We start from the raw sequence: 23,509 nt of genomic DNA, 5'->3' as shown, positions 1-23,509 counted from the left end.
GACGTTGAACGGTTGCGAAACCCATTGGCCAAATCCTAAATCCGAAGCACGAAATTCTAATTCCGTAAATACTCAAATCTCCGATTTGATGCTATTTGTGAGAATTCCCGTAGGGAACAATATCAAATGCCAAAATTAAAATTATCGAAGCAATCGATGCCGGCATTAACAGGCTTCGATCGGGTTCTCGACTCCCCTAGAACAGCGAAGCCTATGGAACGGTATTAACGGAAGTAACGGTATTAGCGAGATTAGCGAAAATAGCGATATTAACGGAACTAACGATATTAGCGGGAATAACGAACGTAACGTTCTATGTTTATTCGAATTTCAAGTGGAGGTCTTTTAATTGCTCCGGCGTAACTGAGTCAGGTATGTTCTCGAGCAATCCCTGAGCGGTCGTTGTTTTGGGGAAGGCAATGACATCCCTTAGCGAAGTCAATCCTCCAAGAACCATGACAATGCGGTCAATACCGGGTGCAATACCTCCGTGCGGTGGTGCACCGTATTCAAGTGCATCGAGCAGCATAGTGTATTTTGCAGCATCCATACCAGCGATGGCAAACAACTTTTCCTGTAACCTGCGGTCATGATTCCTTATGCTGCCCGAGGCAAGCTCGTTGCCATTGCAGACCAGATCATACAACCGGCCGTGCACGCGCAAAGGGTCAGAGTCAAGAAATTGTATATCACCGGGTCTGGGCTGTGTGAATATGTGATGACTGGCAACGAAATCCCCTGTCTTCTCGTCACGCTCAAAGATCGGAAAATCCGTCACCCACAAAAATCTGAAACCGGTTCCACCTAGACCGAGTTCTGCAGCGAGTTCGGTTCTCAGCCGACCAAGAAATTTGAATATCCGTCCATCACCTGCCGCCACGATCAATAGATTTCCTTTCTCCAGCCGCATTTTCTCGATGATCTTCCCATCGATCACTTTGCCAATACTGCCGGTGCACGTGTCGTCAATCTTCGACCAGAATACGCCACCGAGACCGGCCGTCTTCGCGCTCCCGTTCATCGCATCGAGCTTCTTGCGTGATATCTTACTCCCCGGTCCGACAACCAAACCGCGGATCTCATCTTTTCTATCAAACGGCGCGAATTCAACACCCTTGAATATATCGCGCAGGTCGACAATCTCCATGCCAAAGCGCAGGTCTGGTTTATCACTGCCATATCGCTCCATCGCACTCGCGTATGTCATCCGTTCGAAAGGTATTTTAAGATCCTGCCCCATAACAACCTTGAAAATATGGCTGAACATTCCCTCGGCAACAGCAAAGACATCATCCTCGTCGACAAAAGACATCTCAATGTCGATCTGTGTGTGTTCCGGCTGGCGGTCATGTCTCGGATCCTCATCACGCATACAGCGGGCGATCTGGTAGTATCGCTCAAAACCGGCAACCATCAGTAGCTGTTTGTACATCTGCGGAGACTGGGCGAGCGCGTAAAATTTCTCAGGGTATAACCTTGACGGAACAAGGTAATCCCTTGCTCCCTCGGGCATGCTCCTGGTCAGGATCGGAGTTTCTATTTCAATGAAATAGTTCCTATTCAAATATTCGCGCATCGCCGTAATTATATTGTGCCGGAAAACAATGTTACGTTGCATCGGGGCTCTTCGCAAATCGAGATACCGGTAACGCAAGCGCAATTCCTCATTAGCCTTCACTTCACTTTCAACGACAAAAGGCGGAACCTTGGATTTGTTCAGTATTTCCAGCTTGTTCACAATCAACTCAACCTCGCCAGTTACCATTTTAGGATTCTTTTGATCGGCTGGACGTTCTTTTACATCTCCTGCCGCGTAAATACAATCCTGCAGACCGAGTTCCTTTACGCCGGTAACGGTCGGATCGATCACCAGCTGCAGCACGCCGGTCCGGTCCCTCAGGTCTACGAAGATCATGCCGCCGAGATTCCTTATGCGGTCTACCCAACCGTAAACCGTGATCTCTTCACCTATCTTTTCTCTCCGGACTTGATTATTGAATATTTTCTTGATCGTTAACCTCTACGTTTTTTCACCCTCAATAACGATCTGCGAAAAATCGGCAAATTTCAGAAATAACTCGTTGATCGTGCTGACGAGGGCCAGACGATTCTCTCTCAGTTTCCTGTCTTCACACATGACCAGAACATCATCAAAAAATTTGTCGATCACCGGTCTCATCTCGAGAAGCAATTTCAGTAATTCAGAATAGTTCTTACTTTCGATCATAGCATCCAAATCTGGTCTGACCTTCTCACCCATCCGCAAGAGTGCTTTTTCCGCCGGCTCATTGACGAATTCAGCGTCGACAGTCATTGCTGCTTTAACATTCTTCAATATGTTTCTCACCCTTTTCTGGCCTATCACCAGCTTCACGAACTCGGGACTGTCCCTGAATGATTTGAGCGCTTCGCAACGCTTCTTAGCGTCAGCAACGTCCCCATTCCATATCGCCAGCACGGCTTTAATCTCGTCGTACCGGTAGCCCTTATCCTGCAGATAACGCGTCAATCTCTCGATAAAAAATTCCGGCAGAACTCCATCTTCGATCTTTTTATTATACACCCTGAGCATACCGGCAATCAAACCGGAAAGGTCCAGATGGATTTCAAACGCATCAACGAGCTGGATCACAGCATATCCATTCCTTCTGACCGCCAACGGATCATTTGAGCCACTTGGCCGATTGCCGCTCAAGAATGCTCCAACCACGTTATCGAGCTTGTCGGCAATTGAGAGCAGTGCTCCGCTCAGAGTCTTCGGCAATCTATCACCCACAAACCTTGGAAGGTAATGTTCGCTGATCGCGTTCGCCACCTCTGCACTTTCACCTCCTGATCTAGCATAGTGGCCACCCATTATACCTTGCAACGATGTGAATTCTTTTTCCCTTACCATCTCGGAAAGCAGATCAGCCTTGCACAACATTGCCGCGCGTTTCAATGTTTCGATATCAACGGCAGGAATTGATTTGTACTCTTCTGAAAAATGCTGGAGACGGAGAGATTTATCGTACAGTGTACCCAGACCCTGTAACCACATCATATCTTTTGTCTGTTTAAGCATACTCTGCAAACCAACCTTCATGTCATTCTGGTAGAAGAAAAGGGCATCGTACAAACGTGACTCCATCACTCTCTCGTAACCGACCTTGACATTCTGCAGCGCCTTCTTCTTGGCACTGAATACATACACATACTTATTGGTATCACGAATCCAGATAACATTTCCGTGAGCACGAAGTACTGTCATCAGAACTTCTTCGGGAAGATCGAGGTACCGCGCGTCAAATTCGCCCGTGACAACTTCGGGATACTCGGTTGTGCAGTTTATTTCTTCGATCATCTCGCTGCTGTGGACCGGCTTGCCCTTCACTTTTTCGGCTGCTTGTTTTATTCTCGTCAGTATGATCTTTTTCCTCTCGTTCGGATCCACGATGACACCGCCGTGCCGCAGAAAATTCATGTATTCCCGAGGTTTTTCGAGCCGTATGGGCTTGAATGAAAAGTGCTGATTCGGCCATGAATAACGATTCGCCTGAACGCCGGCATATTCAAATCGCAACGGTTTGCGGTCGAGGAGCGCAACAAGCCACCGTATTGGGCGGGGAAAACGAACCCGTTTGTCATTCCATACCATGGTCTTCGGAAATTCAAGATTGGATATTATGGGCGGTACACTATTCCGGAGAATATTCTCGGTCGAAGCTCCCGCGATTTCCTTCCTGCCGTAGACATAATCGCCTTTCTTCGTCCGCTTGCTTATGATCTCATTGGATTTTAGACTGTTCGCTTTCATGAAACCAATTAGTTTTTCAGTCGCTTTACCCTTCGCATCATAGGCAAAACGCTTGGGTGGACCTGGTATCTCAATTACCTGCGGCTTCTGTCGCCGACTCAAACCAAGCACCAGCGTACCCATCCGGCGTGGCGTGTATATTGTGCGGATCGATCGGTAGAAGATCTTCTTCTGCTTGAGCAGTATCTCGATCTGTTCAGCAAGACTCTCGGCCGCCGGTTTCAGAAAGTGCGGCGGGAATTCTTCAAACCCGATTTCCAGAAGGAAATCAATCATTTGAAACGTTCGCTTGCTCATTATTCTTACTCAGATATAGTGCAGCAGCTTTATTGGCGAGTGCCCTGACGCGGCCGATATACTTTGCCCGTTCCGAAATGCTGATCGCGCCGCGTGCCTCTAACATGTTGAATAGATGAGAACACTTTATCGTGTGGTCATATCCTGGATATACCAACCCCTCTTCAAACAACCTGTTCGCCTCTTTTTCATAGGTAACAAAAAGCGAAGCAAGGATGTCAGCCGGCGCCGATTCGAAGTTGTATTTGGAATACTCTATTTCGTTCTGACGGTAGACATAACCCCATGTCAACGTATTGTTCCATTTGACATCGAAAACCGAAGGGACGTCCTGCAAGATCATCGTTATTCTCTCGAGACCATAAGTAATCTCAACCGGTATGACCTGCAAGTCAACTCCACCGGCTTGCTGGAAATAAGTAAATTGAGTTACCTCGAGTCCATCCAGCCAGACCTCCCAACCCAAACCCCAAGCCCCCAATGTCGGTGATTCCCAATCGTCTTCCACAAATCGGATTTCATGCTCCCTCAATTTTAGCCCGAGGTGCTCGAGTGATTGAAGATAGATCTGCTGAATGTCGTCCGGCGCTGGCTTCATGATCACCTGGCACTGATAGAACTGCTGAAAACGCAGCGGGTTCTTCGCATACCTTCCGTCGCGAGGTCTTTTTGATATCTCAAGGTAACAAACATTCCAGGGGTCGTTGTCCAGAATTCTCAAGAATGTAGCCGGGTTGAACGTGCCTGCGCCGACTTCTGAGTTATAGGGCTCGAATAACAGACATCCCTGCTTTTGCCAGAACTGCTTCAGGTTTATGATCACATTCTCGAAAGTGTGAAGTTTCTTCATAGACCAAGGTCTTCGGCAATGCCCTGCATACTTTCAAGGCATATTTGGACAAATTGCTCCAGTTCCAGCCCCACATTCTTGCAGGCGGTTATTTGTTCCCTGTTCGCGCCGGCAGCAAATCGCTTTTCCTTGAACCGCCGCAGCACGAAATCCACGTCCAGTGCACTCAATTTCTTCTCAGGATGCATGAGTGCACCTGCGACAATCAATCCGGTCAGTGGATCTGCGCTGAATAAAGCCCAGTCTAATTTTGAAGAGGGCCCGAGGTGCCCGGAATGTGCTTTCACCGCACGGACTATAACCTCATCAATCCCCAGGCTCTGGAGGAACATCGCGCCCTCTAAGCCGTGGCGAGCGGGATCACCTTCAGTTTCCTCGTAATCGATGTCATGGAGCAATCCAGCAATACCCCATGATTCCTCATCTTCACCGAACCGTTGTGCTAACTTCCTCAGGCAAGCCTCAACTGCAAGGCAATGTTTGAACAGATTCTTATTCTTGAGCCTCTGCACAAGCAGTTCATAAGCCTCTTTTCGCATCATAGATAAATATTATGTATATATTAGTAAAAAAGTCAAGGAAAAAAAGGGATTTTCCGGCCGAGAGGCCCAAAACCATCGAAATTGCAGAGCTATTCACCATCAGGTAAGAGAAATCAATATGCTTCGTTATTGAACTGCAATTCTACTGGACCTCTTGAACAGCCGTCAAAATATTGACTTTTGTCCGATTTTAGGGTATAATTAGGGTCGAAAGGAGGACTTATTTATGCGGCGTGTCATTATTATGGGTGCAGCAGGAAGAGATTTCCATAATTTCAATGTCTATTTCAGAAATAATCCCGATTTTAGGGTGATTTGTTTTACCGCAACTCAAATACCCAATATTGCAGACAGATTGTATCCCAGAGTATTGGCGGGTAAGGGATATCCTCGAGGTATACCCATTGAACCCGAGAAAAAAATTGCGCAGATGATATCAAAACACAAGATCGACGTAGTTGTTTTCGCCTATTCGGATATTTCCCACAACTATGTCATGCATAGAGCATCCGAAGTGATAGCGGCCGGTGCGGATTTCTGGCTACTCGGGCCCAAATCTTCTATGATTACATCAAAACGGAAGGTCGTGTCGATCTGCGCAGCAAGAACCGGATCAGGCAAAAGCCAGACCACGCGCCGAGTCTGTGAAATACTACACAATCGCGGCTTGAAGACTTCAGTAATACGACATCCCATGCCCTACGGAGACCTCAAAGAACAGATCGTGCAGAAATTCTCTACGCTCGAAGATCTGGACAAGCACAAATGCACAATCGAAGAACGGGAAGAGTACGAACCGCATATTCTCAGAGGGAATACTGTGTTCGCCGGTGTCGATTATGGCCTGATATTGAAACAAGCCGAGAAGATCAGCGATATCATTGTCTGGGACGGAGGCAACAATGATCTGTCATTCTATAGATCAGACCTTCACATCGTCGTCGTGGATCCTTTCAGGACCGGAGATGAGATGACATATCATCCAGGCGAGACGAACGTGAGAATGGCCGATGTGGTCTTGATAAACAAGGTCGATACTGCGCCCCGTTCGAGTATTGAACTGCTCAAGGAAAACATAAAGAAACTGAACCCCCAGGCAGTTGTCCTTGAAGCGGCGTCACCCACTTCAGTCGACAGGCCAGAACTAGTGAAGGGCAAAGCGGTCGTGGTTATCGAAGATGGACCAACCTTGACCCACGGGGGTATGTCCTTTGGAGCAGGTATCGTTGCCGCGAAAAAATACAATGCTGGCAAGATTGTCGACCCGAAGCCCTATGCCATCGGTTCGATAAAAGAGGCTTACGTGAAATACCCGCAGATCGGGGCTCTGATACCAGCCCTTGGTTACGGTAAGAAACAGATAAAAGAACTTGAAGCAAGTATCAACAATACACCTGCCGATTCCATTGTCATGGCAACTCCGGTGGATTTAAGAAAATTTACGAAACTCAACAAACCTGTCGCAAAGATCGATTACGAGTTAGAGGAAAGGTCTGGACCGAGCTTGGATAACATCCTGAAGAAATACCTTAAGATCTAGCAGTATTGTCATTCCCTAACTGCAGGAAAAACTAACGAAAGGAGCAATGATGTCAAAAAAACTTGTTTATGAATTTGGTGGCAAGAAGGCCACGGGCAACGCCAAAATGAAAAACCTGCTTGGCGGTAAAGGCGCAAATCTCGCGGAAATGACCAATCTCGGTATTCCCGTGCCGCCCGGGTTCACGATAACGACCGAGGTCTGTAATTACTACTACGAACATAAACGCGCGCTGCCGAAGAAATTGAAGGAAGAAGTCAGGAAGTCAATACGCAACGTCGAGAAGATCATGGATCGAAAATTCGGCGATGCCGGCAACCCGCTTCTCGTTTCAGTAAGATCCGGCGCGCGTCGCTCAATGCCTGGTATGATGGAAACAGTATTGAACATCGGACTAACCGAAAAGACAATCCCCGGATTGATCAAACAGAGTGGCGACGAACGTTTTGTTTACGACGCGTACCGCAGGCTCATCATGATGTACTCGGACGTAGTCATGGAAAAAGGTGCGGGTGTCGAACCTAAAAATGAAGAGTCGGGAATCCGCCGACAGCTGGAAAAGGTCATGGATAATATGAAAAAAGAAAAGAATTATCGTAATGACCTCGATCTCAACGCTGAAGACTTGAAAGAACTTTGCGCCAGATTCAAGAGGAAGATCAAGCAAACTCTCGAGAGCGATTTCCCGGACGATCATAACAAGCAACTCTGGGGCGGTATAGAAGCCGTCTTCGCTTCGTGGAACGGCAAAAGGGCTGTCAGCTACCGGCGCATTGAAGGTATTCCCAATGAGTGGGGAACTGCCGTCAATGTGCAGGCAATGGTCTTTGGTAACATGGGTAAAGATTCTGCCACGGGCGTCGGGTTTACAAGAAATCCAGGCAACGGTGAGAACAAATTCTACGGTGAATACCTGATCAACGCGCAGGGTGAGGACGTCGTCGCCGGCATCCGCACTCCGGCGCCGATAAATGAGTATTCCAAGTCCGACCACAACAAAAAGCTCGTTACCCTGGAGAAAGCTATGCCCACCATCTACAGAGAACTGTACAGCTATCAAAAACGTCTCGAGCGTCACTATAAAGACATGCAGGATATTGAATTCACAATCGAGAACGACAAACTCTACATGCTCCAGACAAGGGTCGGAAAAAGAAATGGACCCGCCGCGGTCAAGATGGCAATGGACATGCTCAAGGAAAAGCTCGTAACGAAGGAAGAAGCCGTGATGCGTGTTACGCCCGACCAGCTCGACGAGCTACTGCATCCAATGGTTGATCCCCAGGCAGAGTTAGCCAAGAAACCAATTGCCAGAGGTCTTCCAGCAGGACCCGGCGGAGCAACCGGGCAGATCGTCTTTTCATCCAATGCTGCCGTGGAATGGACAAAAGCAGGCAAGCAAGTGATTCTTGTGCGCGAGGAGACGAACCCCGAGGATGTGGAAGGCATGAGAGCAGCGCAGGCAATACTCACGGCAAGAGGTGGCATGACATCGCACGCCGCGCTTGTAGCCCGCGGTTGGGGCAAGTGCTGCATAGTAGGCTGTAGCGACCTGCAAATCAACCACGAAAAGAAGGAAATTTCTGTGGCGGGAAAGACCCTTCATGAAGGTGAATGGATAACCCTCAACGGCACCAGGGGTAATGTCTATGATGGACAACTTCCGATGATAGCAGCGGCCGAAGAGAATGTACTATTGCAGCAATTTCTCAAAGTCTGTGATTCGATTCGTACGCTCGGCGTCCGGGCAAATGCAGATACCCCTGATGATGCGCACAGGGCAAGAAATTTCGGCGCCCAGGGTATCGGACTCATGCGCACCGAGCACATGTTTTACGGTAAAGGTTCTGAGGAACCGCTCTTTAGACTACGTAAGATGATCGTCTCCAAAACTCCGGAAGAACGAAGAAAGGCGCTCGAAGAACTCTACCCCTATGTGAAAAAGGACATAAAAGACGTACTCGAAGCAATGAACGGCCTGCCAGTTGTCATGCGGCTGCTTGACCCTCCACTCCACGAATTTGTGCCGCGGGAAAAGAGTAAGCTTGAACAACTAGCAAAGGATTTGAATATATCTCTGGAAGAACTCATGCAGCGCGCTGACGCTCTGCACGAATCAAACCCGATGATGGGTCATCGCGGTGTAAGGCTTGGAGTTACTTATCCAGAGATCACGAGCATGCAGGTAAGAGCGATCTTTGAAGCGGCAGCGGAGCTGATAAAAGAAGGGAAGGACCCCTATCCCGAAATCATGGTGCCGGTCGTCGCCGAGGCAAAGGAACTCGAGGATCAGAAGCAGATCGTCGATACAATATATAAGGAAATCCTCGCAAAGTACGGTCTCAAGAAAATAAAACACATGTATGGAACAATGATCGAGATCCCGAGGGCATGCATCGTTGCCGACAAGATAGCAGAACCCGTCGAATTTTTCTCCTACGGCACCAATGATCTAACCCAGATGGGTTTCGGTTTTTCACGTGACGATATCGGAGGCTTCCTGGCAGAATACATAAAGAAAGGAATCCTCCCCGAAGATCCTTTCCAGAGCATTGATCAATCGGGTATCGGCGAGCTGATCAGGATCGGCATAGAGCGGGGACGCGCGACAAACCCTAATCTGGAAATAGGAATATGCGGTGAGCACGGGGGTGATCCACGCTCGGTACACTTCTGTCACCGGGTGTCCATGAATTATGTGTCCTGCTCGCCATTCCGAGTTCCGATCGCACGTCTTGCTGCTGCTCACGCAACCTTACTTTACAAAACAAATAGAAAAGCAGTAAAAAAATCAAAACCCAAAGCAAAGAAGAAGTAGAGTGATATTAGTGGGGCCAGCGTCAACATGAACCGAAATGCTGGCCCCTTATTTCTTCGAACCATCCGGAAGCACAATCGTTTCGTCAAAACACTTTCGCCATAAATGAACAACAGCAGTGAGTCAAGCAGATGCTGAATCTAATACCGCGCGGTTACCCGCGCGACATCTGGGTCATATTCTTCGCCCGTATCGTTACCGCGGTCGGTTTCTCGGTCTCGATGCCATTCTTCAGTCTGTACATGCACAATGAACTCGGCATAAAAATGACGGTCGTCGGCATAATCTTGATGCTTGCCACGGTCACCGGTGCGGTACTGGGTATTTACGGTGGAGAATTGAGTGATCGGCGCGGCAGAAAATGGGTAATGGTCCGCTCGCTGCTATGGCGCTTCGTCATCTTCGCGATCATGGGTTTTTTCATTGCCCGGCGCGCGAATATTTTGATCATCACATCACTTCTGGTCGCGAACAATGCTTTCGGCTCATTCTTCATACCGGCCTCACAGTCATATGTCGCAGACCTCACCGGAGTCGATAAGAGGACGACTGCCTATGGGCTGTTAAGAATAGGCGGCAATTTCGGTTGGGCACTCGGGTTGATACTTGGCGGACTGTTGGTGACTATTGATTATTCTGTTCTCTTCTATTTCACGTCTGCCTGCATGTTAGTTGGCGCGGTCTTGCTGATAAGGTTCAGTAAAGAATCACTGCATGCGGCGGCTAAGAGCAAGTCACGGCCTGTTGGGCTCAGGGAAATATTGTCTGTTACCGCTGACCAGCGATTCCTTAAATTCACGATAATCTGCACGGTAATCTTCATGGTCTGGGGCCAGCTCGTCTATCCGCTTTCAGTTTACAGCGTCAACAGCATCGGTATCACAAAACCGCAACTCAGCATACTATTTTCTATCAACGGCCTCCTTGTCGTGTTTTTTCAGTATCTGGTCACCAATCTAATACCGCCAAAGAAAGAACTGTCAGGATTGTGGGTCGGCTCGGTCATATACGGGATCGGATATCTTGTGGTCGGGTTCGCTGCCGGCATGAACCTTCTCATACTGGCAGTCGTAGTAATAACGATCGGCGAAATGGTCGTGACACCCACAAGCCTCAGCTACGCCTCAATAATCGCCAAAGATGCTCACACCGGCAGATACCTTGGATTTTTCAATCTTGCGCAGTCTCTAGGCTGGGCTGTTGCACCACTCGTCGGCGGTATTCTGATCGACACATTCACCGGACGTTCTCTGGAGATGTGGGCCATTATCTGCGGTCTTGCTTTTTTGGCCGCTATCGGTTTCTCTCTATTCAAAAAGCAATTCAACAACAAGCTGTAAGAAAATCCACGGAATCCAATTTGGAAGATACTGTGTGATGTCCAAGAGAAAGACGCCGATTCAAATCACCAGTCGGCGTTTCTGACAATTTCACTCAAACCACAACGAGTCAGGCTACTTTTCGATACTGTCCAGTTTCGACTTCAGCTCTTTTAGAACTTCGATCGCCTCGTCGACCCTTCGTTCGTCGATCAATTTGCTGACCTTGGCCTTATACTCGACCCGCAGTGCACCCTCTCCCGAAGCACTGAGGCTTTCCATATCGAATTCATGCATGCCCTCGGTTCTGAACTCCCGTACTGGCCTCTCCCCCTCTTCAACATCATCGTCGCGCGCCGGTTCATCATCCACAGCACCTGCCGGTGAAGCAGGGTTGAGTTCCCTCACTTCAATATCAGCAAGTTTTTCTTCGGGGGCGGTTTGCGCTTCCTTACTCTTGAAGATAACCTCGAATACCGACCTTACCTTTTTCTCCTTTCTCAATTTCTCAATTATATCCATAAAATTACCTTATCCCCTCACGCCTCGATCTTGCCTTCTTTGTAGAGCTTGACTGCTTCCCTTGCTTCCTGGTTAGAAGGATCGATCTGGAGGGCTTTGTTGTATGCCTTCAACGCTTCCTCAAATTTCTCTAATTCGATCAACGCCCTACCCAGATTCACATATGCCATTGCATTGTTCACATTCTTTTTCACCGATTCCTCGAACGACAGAACGGCTTCGTTGACGTTTTTCATCCTCAAATACAACAATCCCAAGTTGTTATGCAATTCAGAAAATTCAGGCTCCAGCTCAATCGCATGGAGGTAAGCGTCTTTTGAATCCTCGTACTTGCCTAACTCGGCGAGGATCAAACCCTTGAGATTGAAATACTCGGCGGTATTGTCGATCTCTAACGCCCGGTCTATTTCGTTCAATGCTAATTCGTAATTACCACGATAGAAGTAAAGGGTTGCCCGGTCGAAATGATCAAGTGCGGTCTTCTTCCTGCTGAGTTCCTGTTCTTTCTCAAATCTGTCCGCTTCTTTCTGCAAGAAGCTCTGGATATTTTCAAGGATGTCTTTCGTGTATTCAGATAACTTCGTCTGCCGGTCCAGTGATTCGGTGAATTCACGAGTGATCAAAGAAGTCATTTCAATAACGCGATTGTTCAAATCCTCGAATTTTTCGGCGAATTTCTCTACAGCATCAAAGGTCTTCTCGTACTGTTTGCCGACCGCGCTGAGCCGATCGCTCGCTTCGCTTGTCACGCCCTTCATTGACTGTGCCATCGACTCCCCGACCTCCGCGACACCCGTTCTCATACCTTCAGCCAGCGCAGCGATCTTACCCAGGGACTGGAGATAGTTGTTGTTAAGATTATCCATCATCGCCGTCATGGATTCGAGATTCGATGCTGCTTTGGTGAAAAGATCACGTACATCCGTAAAATCGCCGCGTATGCTGTCCAGTGATGCTGCCTGCCCCGTCTTCATGTTGACGATTTCACTCTTCACACCATCGAGATAACCACTCATCTCGTCCCTGAACCGGTCAGCAGTTGACGATATGTCGAAACGCAATTCATTTACCACCGTTTTCATCACTTCATCAATACTTGTTATTCTATCGATCAGGGATTGACTTTGCGTACCGGTCGACTCAGACATCGAGGACAGAACCCGATACAAATCTTCGAATTTCGCGACCAGACCTTTGACCGCCGCATCAATCATTTCAGCATTCTGTGTCTTGAGGCCCGACAGCTCTTCGCCTATACGACCGCCCACGCCGTTTATTCCTGTAAGTAGCGTATCGGAAACACGCATGTTGCTAGCACTGAATTCTGCTACCTTTTCCTGCAGTGACAATACGGTCGCCTTCAGGCCGTCGGCCTGTTTCTCAAGGACCTCGCCAAGCGCCGTGATCTTATCTGCAACTGTGCTGCCAAAGTTCTGGAGACCACCGTTCAATTCCTCAAATTTTGTGCTGAAGGCTTCCTGCAACTTATCGAAGCCCAGTATCATGACTTCGATTTGTTTCTTCTGAACGTCCAGACGGCTGGCAATCTCATCCTGCAACTTGACCCCTGCGGCAGATACACCTTCACCCAGCGCATCGGTACCGCGGGACATTTCGTCCCTCAATTCCTTTACGCCTTTCTTATAATCATCGATAAGCACGCCGGTTTTCATGTTCGACGAAAGTAGCGAGCAGAGTTTCGTTGCGCTATCATATACCATGCATTCATTTTTCAAACATGCAAGCAGTTCCACCTCCTCGTCGACCTTTTTACCACTGTCATCATACACGTCCCTTCTCTTGATCAGAAAGGGGCACTTCATCAGGTCCTCCCTTCGACAAAATACTTGCCCTTTGTTGCCCTCTTGGCTTGTGCAAGTTTCTCAAAACTGCTTATGCGCTGTTCCATGCCATCAATACCAGATTGCTTCAGCGCAAGAGCCGCGGCACCGAACGAGCCCATCGCCTCATAAACATCCGCATATGTCTCAGCGGTTTCTTTGTCGAGCGGCAACATCTGTACGATCTCGAGTGCGTCCATCGGGCGCTTCTTCCTCAAAAAGAGTCGTGCTCTCAACACAGCATGACGTTTGGATACCGCTTCGTCGCCCGCCTCAAAATTGAGCTCGCGTTCCGCATCCTCAGTTTTATTCATCAAGAGGTACAGATGAGCCCTCTCCAACCTCTTGTTGTCGTCCCCACCCTGCAATGTGGCTATCCTTTCTCTGTAGTAATCTTCGCGCGCTTTCTTGATCATACGATAGACCGACTTCCGATCTCTCGTCCTTGTAAGAAGCTCAGAGTAAATCTTGATCGCCCGTTCTGCCTCCCCTGCTTCGTGCAGCAACTGCCCAAATTTAAGCACAACATCATCGCGATCCGGCATCAACTGCATTGCTTTCTCGAAAGATCTTATTGAGCTCTCATAGTTGTTCTGATAGGCATACGCTCTACCCAGTAATATATGCGCATCGCCGACACCAGGGTATTTCTCAATCAATCTCTCTAACCGATTGGCAACCTGCTCGACATATGAAGATTCTTCGGAAAGAAGTTCGTCAAGAACTTCGATGGACTCCTTGGCATACCCACTATCAATATACAGGTCACCCAGATAAAGTAATACGTCGGCTGCCTTCTCTTTGTACCCGCTCAGCGTACTCATGACATTGACTGTTTCGGTTGGCACCATCTGGACCAATTTTCTATAAACCTCGACACCCTTTGCATTCTCGCCTTCATCAATAAAAATACGTGCAAGAAAGTAATAAGCAGGAGGTGACTGGAAATCTGCCGGAATGATCCGGCCGACGTAACTTTTCAGCCAATCGCTTTCCTTTTTGTCCAATTCATATATCTCGTCAAATAATGTGAGCGTATCTTCCCAATTATGATAACTGAAATAAATCTCCGCCAACTTCTTACGAGCCTCTATGTCCTGCGGATTATCGGCACAAATTTTCTTCATCTCGGCGATCACCGGCTCCCGATACTTCTTGTCATGTTCGTGAGCCTCCATGAAAAATTCAATTGCTGAACTCTTGAGGCCGGTCACGTAGTACAATTTGGCCAGCGAGAAGCTGAGCAGCGGACTTGATTCGTCCTTATGCAGACGTTCAAGAAGAGGAATGACTTTGCGCACGAACGACGACTCTAGCTCAGCAGCTTTCATAAGATCGTCTACCGCATCATTGTTTTTCTGTAAACTCAGTTCTATCATACCGAGAGCGAACATGATCTTTGGATGAGCCATGACCCTTGATGCGAGCGTCTTCAACTCGGCAAGTACATGCCCAGATCTTGTGGGAAGAATCTTTGCCGTGAGCAGATACTCTTCGACCGCTTCATCGATGCGTCCAGCTTTGCTCAGTGCACGCCCCCGTGCAAAATGGGCCGGCACATTGCTCTTGTCGGTTTTCAGTATTCTATCCAGGAACTCAATGACTTCGGACGAATAATCCTCATCACCATCCAAAGAAATCATCAAAGGTCTCACGGCATCACTCAATTGCCCCACTTCAACCAGCGCTTGACCAAGCTTGAGATTGAAATAATGCGCATCCTTATCAAAAACCTCAACCGCGCGACGTGATTCTTCTATCACCTTATCCCACATTCCGCGGTCAAAGAATGTTTCAACCAACAATGTCCGGGCTTCCCTATCTTTGGGAAAAGACTTGATGGCATCGTAGAATTCGTTGATGATTTCAAAAAAGGCCTGCGGGTCAACCGATTGTGCCGTCTTGAAAAATTGGGTGGCGATTTCCATCTCGCCTTCACTGATAAACAGACGCGCCGCGGCGAGTAATAGCGGAACCGCGTTCGGTCTTTCTTTTATCACCTCGATAAGGGCTCGTTTCGTCACATCTTTTTCTTCCTGAATCTTGAAGCATCTCTCAAAACCACTGACAGATTTCCTGTATTGACCGGTGTACGCATATGCCCGTGCCATGGCCAGCTCCGCCACGAACGTATCTACCTTCCTGTATTTTTTGTACAGAGGTTCGATACTGACAAAGAGTTCCGGTTTCCTGTTTACAATCAGGTCAAATGAAGGAAACAAACGAACAAGCTGGTCCGGTTCGATCTCGAGAAAATCCATGAGCACTCTCATTGCCTCTTCCGGTCTGTCAAGCATAACAAGACTCGTTGCACGCAAGTTAACATACTCAACATCCTGCGGATGAGTTTCGCTGATTTCGGTAGCCGCCTCGTTGACATATTCGTACTTTCCTCTGTCCATCAATCTGTGAAAGAGGAGCAAAGCGCTCTCCCGATCTCCTTTCCGCGCATAGCACTGACCGAGCAGATAAAGCGCTTTTACGTTTTCCACATCCTTTTCTAAAATCGCATTGAGATTTGGAATATATTCATTCAACAAACCCGGATCCACTGCATACACCGATTCAATGACACCGACGGCAGCTGCAACGTCATCGTGCTTAAGGTACAGATTGACAAGTCCCTGGATCACATATGGATCGTTCTGCTTCTGTTCAAATGCTTGTTGATACCGCTTGAGAACCTCTTCGTACTGCCCTTCATCAATTTCGAATATTTTGTTGAGTTCGCTAACCGCCAGGGGAATTCTCTTTGCACGCAGATAAGCATCGGCAAGAGTGTAGAGAATCTTCAAGTTCTTCGGATTAACCACCTCCAATTTCCTCAAATCCTTGATGACCGTGTCCACATCCTTCGTTTCTTCTTCGAGCACCTGCTGTAACTGTTCAATAGAAGTATCCAAATCGCCCTGGGTTATGTACAGGTCGGTAAGCATTTGCGTATATGCTGGTTGAACGGCTGGCGGTGGCTTTACCGCCGACAGGATCTCAATGAGCAGATCAGAAGCATCCGGGAATTTATCAAATATCCGCTGGGCCTGCGCCAACGCCCCTTCATAATCGTCGTTCGCCAACTGTACTTTAAGAAGCAGCAGCACGGCAAAAGAATCACCGTATCGCTCTCTTGCAATAACACGCGCCCAGCTCAGCAAAGGTTTCTTGAAAAGATCCATGACCATGAGCGGTTCCATAACGGCAACACCTTCCTCACTTGCACCCAGAAAGAACTTCAGCGAAGAAAGAATGATCATATTATCAAAATCGTGTTTCAATACGACGTCCTTATTCTCAATGCTCTGTTTTGCCTTTTCATATTTTTTAACCAGAAGATTTCTATCGTGCTCGCTCAGGGCCAGTAGAATCTTGCTTATCTCTTCATACCTTTGCTGCGAGTTGTAAAGTTGAACGAGAAAATCTCCAGCATCAATTGAAGTATGGTGGTAGAATAAATCGGATAATTGAGCAATTACTTCGTCCGCCCTCGATGGTACTATTCTCTGAACTCTGCGTAATAACTCTACTGCACGCCCACGTTCTTCAGCATCATAATAAAGACGTGCAAGTTCCTGGAAGAGATCAAACGATTCTGCATCATCTGTCAGGTTCTCTTCGAGTACTTTGATCGCCGCCTCTTTCCTATCTTCGCGGATGTAGTCATGTGCTTTTTGCAGGGCTTTCTGAGGGTCCTTCACGCTGAATATATCAAACACTCTTCACCCTTTTCTGCAATTCTTCCTTCTTAGCGGCAAGCACATCTACAAGCGAATGAATTGGCTCACTACCAGCTGCCAGCAGAATGCCTGTAACAAGATGATCGAGCCAGCTGGCGATTTCCGAACTCCCGGTCAAACCCAATTCCTTCATGAGGCCGAAGCGAAATACAAAACTTATCAATAACCCCAAAGCCGTGCTGGTCAACCAGGCAAATAGTTTCTTCTTTCGAGCAGGCACCAAATGGAGTATCTTTTCAGTCACCCTTTCTATGATCAAGGATAATCCTAAGACCGCAATCAGTATCCTACCCATTCATCCTCCCAAAAACCTTCCAACACCGAAAACTACAATTTCGTACTATTAAAAAGTCTTGGCTATGGAAAAGATGCTCTTCAGTTGCTCATCAGTCTTTCTCAAACGTGCCGAGAGTGTCTTCGTGAAAACCCAGAGCAGCTTGTAAGCGATATCGGTCTGGCGTTCTAGCAATTTCCGGAAATCATCTTTGCCTATACATAGAAGCATAGTATCGTCGTTGGCAATTGCCGATGCCGAACGCGGCGCATCATCAATGAGCGCCATCTCACCGAAATATTCACCTTCTCTGAGTATAGTCAGCGCCTCTTCACCTACACCCGGGACCAGCGTCGATATCCGTACGCTACCAGTCACGATGAGATAGAAGGCATCCCCGATGTCCCCCTCTCTGAAGATGAACTCATTTTTCTTAACCTTTTTCTCTTTAGAGATCGACAGCACCCTTTCCATCTCACCAGGAGTTAATTCACGGAACAGATATACTTGACTCAGTACATCTTTCTCTTTTACCTGGCCTCCGACGCGAGTCGGCATTTTTCTCCTCTTCTTATCGCATGAAGCTCCCTTTTTGTCAGTATCAATCCGATTGAAGCCTCGCTGAATACACTAACTACCTGTATTTTACCAATATCGAAATCCGGCATCTTTTTCCCAGCAACCACTCGCTCCTGGTAGACATCAAAGACATCACCCACAGCAATACCAGCAATTTCTCCCTGATCGATATACGCAAAAACATGAGGTGGCGTCAATTTTTGACTGGTCTTGACTTCCACGACATAACCCTCGATATCCTTTTCCGTCGGTATCAATTCAACCTTCTCCGGCGCCAGGATAGGTTCATACGGAGTAACAAAGTCGCCTTTCTTGATGATGTCGTAGGAGGCCATGACCTTACATCTTGAGCCTTCATCTCCAATTTCTTCTACAACAGCTTTGCCCAATACTATGATTTCCTTTCCTAATCTCTTACCCGTCTTCGGATGCGATATTTCCTTGCCCGGACGATAGATCGTTAGTTCATCGCCAACATTCACATTGTCAGCACGATCGATGTAGACAATTCTATACGCAGAAATCGCCTTTTCGTAAGTCTGCTCGGTACCAACAATTTTGCCCCAATAAGGCATATCCTGATCGAGTATGAAGCCGGCACGATGGATCATTTCCTCACTGAACACCCTTCTTTCCGGCTCAATAACCGAAAAGACTTCGGTCATCGGTTCCTCCTTCGGCAGTATTGTCACTTCCTCCTCAGGCACATAAACCGGTACTTCCTCAGGCACTTCTGATATTGCCTCTTCAGGCGAAGGCGGTATGACAAAAAGCTGCTCTGGATAGATCCAGTGCGGGTCGGCAATCTTCGTCAAATTCGCACGCCAGATATATGGCCACAGAAAAGGATTTTGATAATAGAAACCCGCTATGTCCCAGAGTGTATCACCATCTTTGACCGTATGAGTTCCTTCCTGTGCAAACACCGAGACGAATACCAGCAGTATCAACAATTTTTTCATGCCTTCCTCCTTATTCTTTCTGATAAAATGATGCGGGACACAAACTTTTCAATATGAAATGCGTCGTTAACAAAAAACTGCGGCCGGCCAACCTGATGGCTGCAGATTATTGTCCGCTTCTTAACATCCACCATTCCCCCACCTTCCAAGAAGTGTTCTGATCTTGACCACCTGATCGTTCATTTTGAACACCCTCGCAACCCTTGGCCCGATACCAGAGGTTATTTCGTACACGATCGTTTCTGCTTTTGCCGCGCATTCCTCCACCGTAATCTCTTGATCCCCGTCTTCGCCGAACAGAGTCACGATGTCACCGACTACGACACCTGGTAGATCGGTTACATCTACCATTATCAGATCCATACAAACGGTACCGACAATCGATGCTCTCTTTGAACGGATAAGAACCTCACCCTTGTTTGAAAGAAGACGCGGGTACCCATCACCGTAGCCAACACTCACCGTGGCAATTGTACTTCGCCGCTTTGTTCTGTACGTGTGCCCGTAACTGATCGGCGTGCCAGTTTCAACAACACGAACATTCACGACTCGTGATTTCAGTTTCATCACGGGGCTGAAGTCACCCTCATACGCAATATTGGGAGAAGACCTCAAACCATACAAGGCAATCCCTGGACGAACGAGATCGTAGTGAGATTGAGGCCATTTGAAAATACCTGAAGAATTGGCGATATGGACCGAACCAACATCAATGCCACGGGGTTTCATTGCGCCTACGAGGTCATTGAACCGGTCGAGCTGCTCCTGGGTGAAGGCGCCATCCGCGTCGGCAAGAGGGAAGTGTGAGAATATGCCATCTATTTTGACCCGGGGAGAAGCATGGATAATTGCCAGAGCATTTTCCGCCTCATCGACAGGAAATCCAGTTCTGGTCATACCGGTATCAACCTCCACATGCACAAGCCCCGGAGTCCTACGTTCCTTCAATTTCTCATCGAGAACTTTGAAGAAACCGAGTTCTGAAACCGTTGGGATAATGTCATGATCCAAAACCGTATCGATCTGGTCGTACAGAATGGGGCTCAAAATGAGTATTTTTGTCTTTATTCCAGCATCCCTCAGTTCAATCCCTTCTTCGACACCGGCCACACCGAACATATATATGCCTTCTGATTCAAGCACACGCGCAACCTCGATCGCACCGTGGCCGTAAGCATCAGCCTTTATGGCAGCCATTATCCTTGCTCTACCCGTTGATTTTCTTACAATTCTATAGTTGTTTGTGAGCCGATCAAGCGAAATTTCTGCCCAGACTCGTCCTCCACACGCGTTCATTAACATAAATATATATATATATCTAAAAAAATCAAGAGGAAAATAAAAAATGCACGGACGTGAACGCCAGAAAGTATTTATGGCATTGACCTGCGTGGATTTGTCGCGATGAAATCGGAACGTTAAAGTAAAATCACATCTCTACAATAGCATCACGCTCAGGACCTAATGATATATGGCTCACTCTTATGCCAGTGTTTTCTTCAATCACATGTATATAATTCAGAACATTAGACGGCAGATCATCAGGTGAACGTACACCTGAAATGTCCTCTTTGAAGCCCGGTACTTCAATATACCTTGGCACCAAAAGTTCGGTAGCGAAGGGATCCAATTCATCACTGTTCTCGTACCCTATGGCGACTCTTATCTTATCGAAACCGGCCAAAACATCCAACTTCGTCAGGATCATCTCCTTTACGCCGCTGATACGTGCAGCATATCTGACGACCGCAGCATCAAAAGGGCCACACCGTCTCGGTCTGCCAGTTGTCGAGCCGAATTCGGCGCCTGATTCACGAAGCAGGCTACCTAACTCTCCGCTGTCTTCAGTGGGGAACGGTCCCTGACCCACTCTGGTCGTATATGCTTTAGCCACTCCCACAACACTCTCCACACTGTAAGGAGGAATACCAAGGCCAATACCCACACTACTCGCCACAGTATGTGATGATGTCACATACGGATAAGTACCATAATCTACATCAAGCATAGCACCCTGTGCGCCTTCAAACAAAACATTCTTTCCAGCGTTCATCGCCTGGCTTACTATTCTCGTATCATCCGCAACCATCGGTTTTAACTCGTCTGCGTATTTCATATAAAGATCGAAAATTTCGCTATCGGAAAGAGGTTCGGCATGATAAACATCCATCAACACTAAATTCTTCCTTGAAATATTAAGGCATAATTTCTTCTCAAAAGATTCAATATTGTACAGGTCGCCTACTCGCAGCCCGGTCCGACCATATTTGTCTTCATACGCAACGCCAATCCCTTTCTTCGTTGTACCGATGGCTTGTTTCGTCCCTTCCCGTATTTCATCGATCAAGATGTGATAAGGCATAATAAGATGACAGAATTTCGATATCTTAATACGCTCTCTGATCGCGGGATCGTATTTGGTGAGATTGCCTATTTCTTCGAGGAGAATTTTGGGGTCAAGCACGCACCCTCCGCCAATAACACCTGTGGTGTTTCTATTCAACACGCCGCAGGGAACCTGGTGAAATATCACCTTCTCTCCTTCATAACGCACCGTATGACCGGCATTAGAGCCGCCCTGAAAACGGGCATTGATATCGAAACTCCGGGCAAGATAATCTACGATCTTACCTTTACCTTCATCTCCCCATTGAAGACCCACTATCGCAAGGTTCATATTCAGTCAATTCTACCCAATTAGCCGTAAAAGTCAATAATAGTCCAACCCTTGACATATAATATTCATAGGAATATTATTGAGGAAGGCGGAATACGGCGGATTCAGACTGATGGGCAGACGGTATATCGTTCTACATCCATCCGGTTGCATCCGTTTTCATCCGTCTGCATCAATGCACGGCCTTTATGCCGTGCATAGGATTGGAGGTAGCAATGCAAGAACTCACGAAGAAAATTGAGCATTTGGTCAAAAGAATTGAAAGTAACAATCAGTGGCGCCAGGGAGAGTGCGTGAATCTCATTCCATCGGAAACTACACCCAGTCCTCTGGTAAAGTTTTGCGAGATCTCAGACCCTTCCGGAAGATATGCTGAGCACCGCACAATGAAGGGTAAGGAAGTATATTTCTATCAGGGCATTGATTTTATCAGGGACGTCGAAGAGGAATTGCACACCGAAATGGCTGCATATTTCGGGTGTCCGCGCATCGAACTGAGACCGGTCAGCGGTCAGATGGCGAATGAGGTCGTGTTCAAGGCAATGGTAAAGTTCATCAACCGGGACCGTAAAGAGGGAGAGCCATTCCGAAAAATGAGACTCGTAATGAACAATGCATTGACAAAAGGAGGTCATCTCAGTTCACAACCCATGGGCGCGCTCTTCAATTATGTAGAAGAAGACCCGAAAACGGGCAAGGAGAATGTGATTAATTTCCCGGTCAGAGAGGATTGTCTTTATAAAGCGGACACGGGAAAACTGGCTGAGCTACTTGAACAAAACAAGCCAGAACTCATCGTTTTCGGGAAAAGCATGTTCCTCCACAAAGAGCCAGTGGCGTTCGTGCACGATATCATCAGCAGCTGGCAACCGCGACCTGTCATCATGTATGATATGGCACACGTGTTGGGTCTCTACGGTGTATTACAGGAGCCTTTCGAGGAAGGTGCCGATGTCGTCACGGGCAGCACGCATAAAACTTTCTTCGGCCCACAGCGTGGAATAGTAGCATCGACGATCACTAAAGAAAGCCCGATCTCGCATTTATGGATCGATATCAAGGGCCGTGCTTTTCCGGGATCAACGAGCAATCACCATCTCGGCACACTGGTTGCCCTTCTTATGGCAACCTACGAAATGAATACTTTCAAACATGATTACCAAACTCAGATCCGCAAGAACGCGCGTGCTTTTGCAGCTGCGCTCAAGGATGCAGGTATCGACGTTGAAGGTGATGAAAAGGACGGGTTCACAGACACCCATCAGGTCGTGATCAGAGTGAGCAAGTACGGCACTGGCAACGAACTCGCCCAAAGGCTTGAGCAGAATAACATCGTAGCGAACTACCAGGCACTGCCTGATGATGAGACCTTTCTCGAGGCAAGCGGCATCAGGATGGGTGTTCAGGAAATGACACGATACGGCATGACCGAAGAAGATTTCAGAACCCTCGCCGGGTACGTTGCCGATGTGATAATCAGAAACGTTGATACCAGAGGCAAAATCGCCGAATTCAGAAAGAATTTTCTGACGATGCATTATTGCCTTTCTTTGGAGAAAACTGCGCCATTCGTTGCACGCATCTTCTCGAGCATCTTTCCGAATGAAGAATTTTTCAATTCGGTAGTAACAAACCTCGAATCATTGCTACGGAAGTAATACAAACTCGCTTTCAAGAAAACCGGTTGCGTAGAATTCCTACGACTACAACCCTCCAATACTATGGCGTTGCCGCATCTGCGAATACATCACCACAGCGCAT

General features: G+C 47.6%; 16 protein-coding genes. 4 read left to right on the top strand and 12 right to left on the bottom strand.

Annotation, left to right across the window (positions count from 1 at the left end):
* Positions 1-319: 319 nt before the first annotated feature.
* From aspS to OEV79_08495, 4 genes are read right to left on the bottom strand one after another with little or no spacing between them, the layout of a single operon-like run.
* Positions 320-2,002 carry an aspartate--tRNA ligase gene (gene aspS, locus OEV79_08510; protein MDH4211476.1) on the bottom strand — a complete coding sequence of 561 codons (1,683 nt, stop codon included), beginning with the start codon at positions 2,000-2,002 and terminating at the stop codon, positions 320-322.
* A gap of 18 nt (positions 2,003-2,020) precedes the next feature.
* Positions 2,021-4,093, bottom strand: coding sequence for a glycine--tRNA ligase subunit beta (glyS, locus tag OEV79_08505; protein ID MDH4211475.1), 2,073 nt, complete (start codon positions 4,091-4,093; stop codon positions 2,021-2,023).
* The gene (locus OEV79_08500) at positions 4,065-4,943 is read right to left on the bottom strand and encodes a glycine--tRNA ligase subunit alpha (protein MDH4211474.1); all 879 of its coding nucleotides are present in this window, start codon (positions 4,941-4,943) and stop codon (positions 4,065-4,067) included. Before OEV79_08500 ends, glyS begins: the two co-directional genes overlap by 29 nt.
* Positions 4,940-5,485 (bottom strand): HDIG domain-containing protein, encoded by a 546-nt coding sequence (locus tag OEV79_08495; GenBank protein ID MDH4211473.1) that lies wholly within the window; start codon positions 5,483-5,485, stop codon positions 4,940-4,942. Before OEV79_08495 ends, OEV79_08500 begins: the two co-directional genes overlap by 4 nt.
* A gap of 226 nt (positions 5,486-5,711) precedes the next feature.
* Here OEV79_08495 and OEV79_08490 point away from each other — a divergent pair, with 226 nt between their 5' ends.
* From OEV79_08490 to OEV79_08480, 3 genes are all read left to right on the top strand, one after another.
* Complete coding sequence (locus OEV79_08490) at positions 5,712-7,025, top strand: cyclic 2,3-diphosphoglycerate synthase (protein ID MDH4211472.1); 1,314 nt, start codon at positions 5,712-5,714, stop codon at positions 7,023-7,025.
* Between the two features lie 49 nt (positions 7,026-7,074).
* A complete protein-coding gene (gene ppdK / locus OEV79_08485; GenBank protein ID MDH4211471.1) occupies positions 7,075-9,843 on the top strand; it encodes a pyruvate, phosphate dikinase in 2,769 nt (922 codons plus the stop codon).
* Positions 9,844-9,974: 131 nt separating this feature from the next.
* Positions 9,975-11,183 carry an MFS transporter gene (locus tag OEV79_08480; GenBank protein MDH4211470.1) on the top strand — a complete coding sequence of 403 codons (1,209 nt, stop codon included), beginning with the start codon at positions 9,975-9,977 and terminating at the stop codon, positions 11,181-11,183.
* 114 nt (positions 11,184-11,297) lie between these two features.
* Here OEV79_08480 and OEV79_08475 read toward each other — a convergent pair whose 3' ends face one another.
* From OEV79_08475 to OEV79_08440, 8 genes are all read right to left on the bottom strand, one after another.
* Positions 11,298-11,684 carry a hypothetical protein gene (locus tag OEV79_08475; GenBank protein ID MDH4211469.1) on the bottom strand — a complete coding sequence of 129 codons (387 nt, stop codon included), beginning with the start codon at positions 11,682-11,684 and terminating at the stop codon, positions 11,298-11,300.
* A gap of 17 nt (positions 11,685-11,701) precedes the next feature.
* Positions 11,702-13,507, bottom strand: a complete 1,806-nt coding sequence (locus OEV79_08470; GenBank protein ID MDH4211468.1) for a tetratricopeptide repeat protein — start codon at positions 13,505-13,507, stop codon at positions 11,702-11,704.
* Positions 13,507-17,235 (bottom strand): tetratricopeptide repeat protein, encoded by a 3,729-nt coding sequence (locus tag OEV79_08465; GenBank protein MDH4211467.1) that lies wholly within the window; start codon positions 17,233-17,235, stop codon positions 13,507-13,509. The genes OEV79_08470 and OEV79_08465 overlap by 1 nt, the downstream gene beginning before the upstream one ends.
* Complete coding sequence (locus OEV79_08460; GenBank protein MDH4211466.1) at positions 17,228-17,551, bottom strand: hypothetical protein; 324 nt, start codon at positions 17,549-17,551, stop codon at positions 17,228-17,230. Before OEV79_08460 ends, OEV79_08465 begins: the two co-directional genes overlap by 8 nt.
* Positions 17,552-17,599: 48 nt before the next feature.
* Positions 17,600-18,088, bottom strand: a complete 489-nt coding sequence (locus tag OEV79_08455; GenBank protein ID MDH4211465.1) for a cyclic nucleotide-binding domain-containing protein — start codon at positions 18,086-18,088, stop codon at positions 17,600-17,602.
* Positions 18,061-19,071 carry a LysM peptidoglycan-binding domain-containing protein gene (locus OEV79_08450; GenBank protein MDH4211464.1) on the bottom strand — a complete coding sequence of 337 codons (1,011 nt, stop codon included), beginning with the start codon at positions 19,069-19,071 and terminating at the stop codon, positions 18,061-18,063. The genes OEV79_08455 and OEV79_08450 overlap by 28 nt, the downstream gene beginning before the upstream one ends.
* A gap of 120 nt (positions 19,072-19,191) precedes the next feature.
* The gene (alr, locus tag OEV79_08445) at positions 19,192-20,367 is read right to left on the bottom strand and encodes an alanine racemase (GenBank protein ID MDH4211463.1); all 1,176 of its coding nucleotides are present in this window, start codon (positions 20,365-20,367) and stop codon (positions 19,192-19,194) included.
* Between the two features lie 133 nt (positions 20,368-20,500).
* Complete coding sequence (locus tag OEV79_08440; protein ID MDH4211462.1) at positions 20,501-21,748, bottom strand: adenylosuccinate synthase; 1,248 nt, start codon at positions 21,746-21,748, stop codon at positions 20,501-20,503.
* Positions 21,749-21,963: 215 nt separating this feature from the next.
* Here OEV79_08440 and OEV79_08435 point away from each other — a divergent pair, with 215 nt between their 5' ends.
* The gene (locus tag OEV79_08435; protein MDH4211461.1) at positions 21,964-23,406 is read left to right on the top strand and encodes a hypothetical protein; all 1,443 of its coding nucleotides are present in this window, start codon (positions 21,964-21,966) and stop codon (positions 23,404-23,406) included.
* Positions 23,407-23,509 lie beyond the last annotated feature (103 nt).

It is taken from the genome of candidate division WOR-3 bacterium (assembly GCA_029858255.1).
GTDB lineage: Bacteria > Hydrothermota > Tepidihabitantia > SM23-42 > SM23-42 > SM23-42.
The sequence above is the reverse complement of the archived record's forward strand: the minus strand, read 5'-3'. Positions and strand labels throughout refer to the sequence as shown.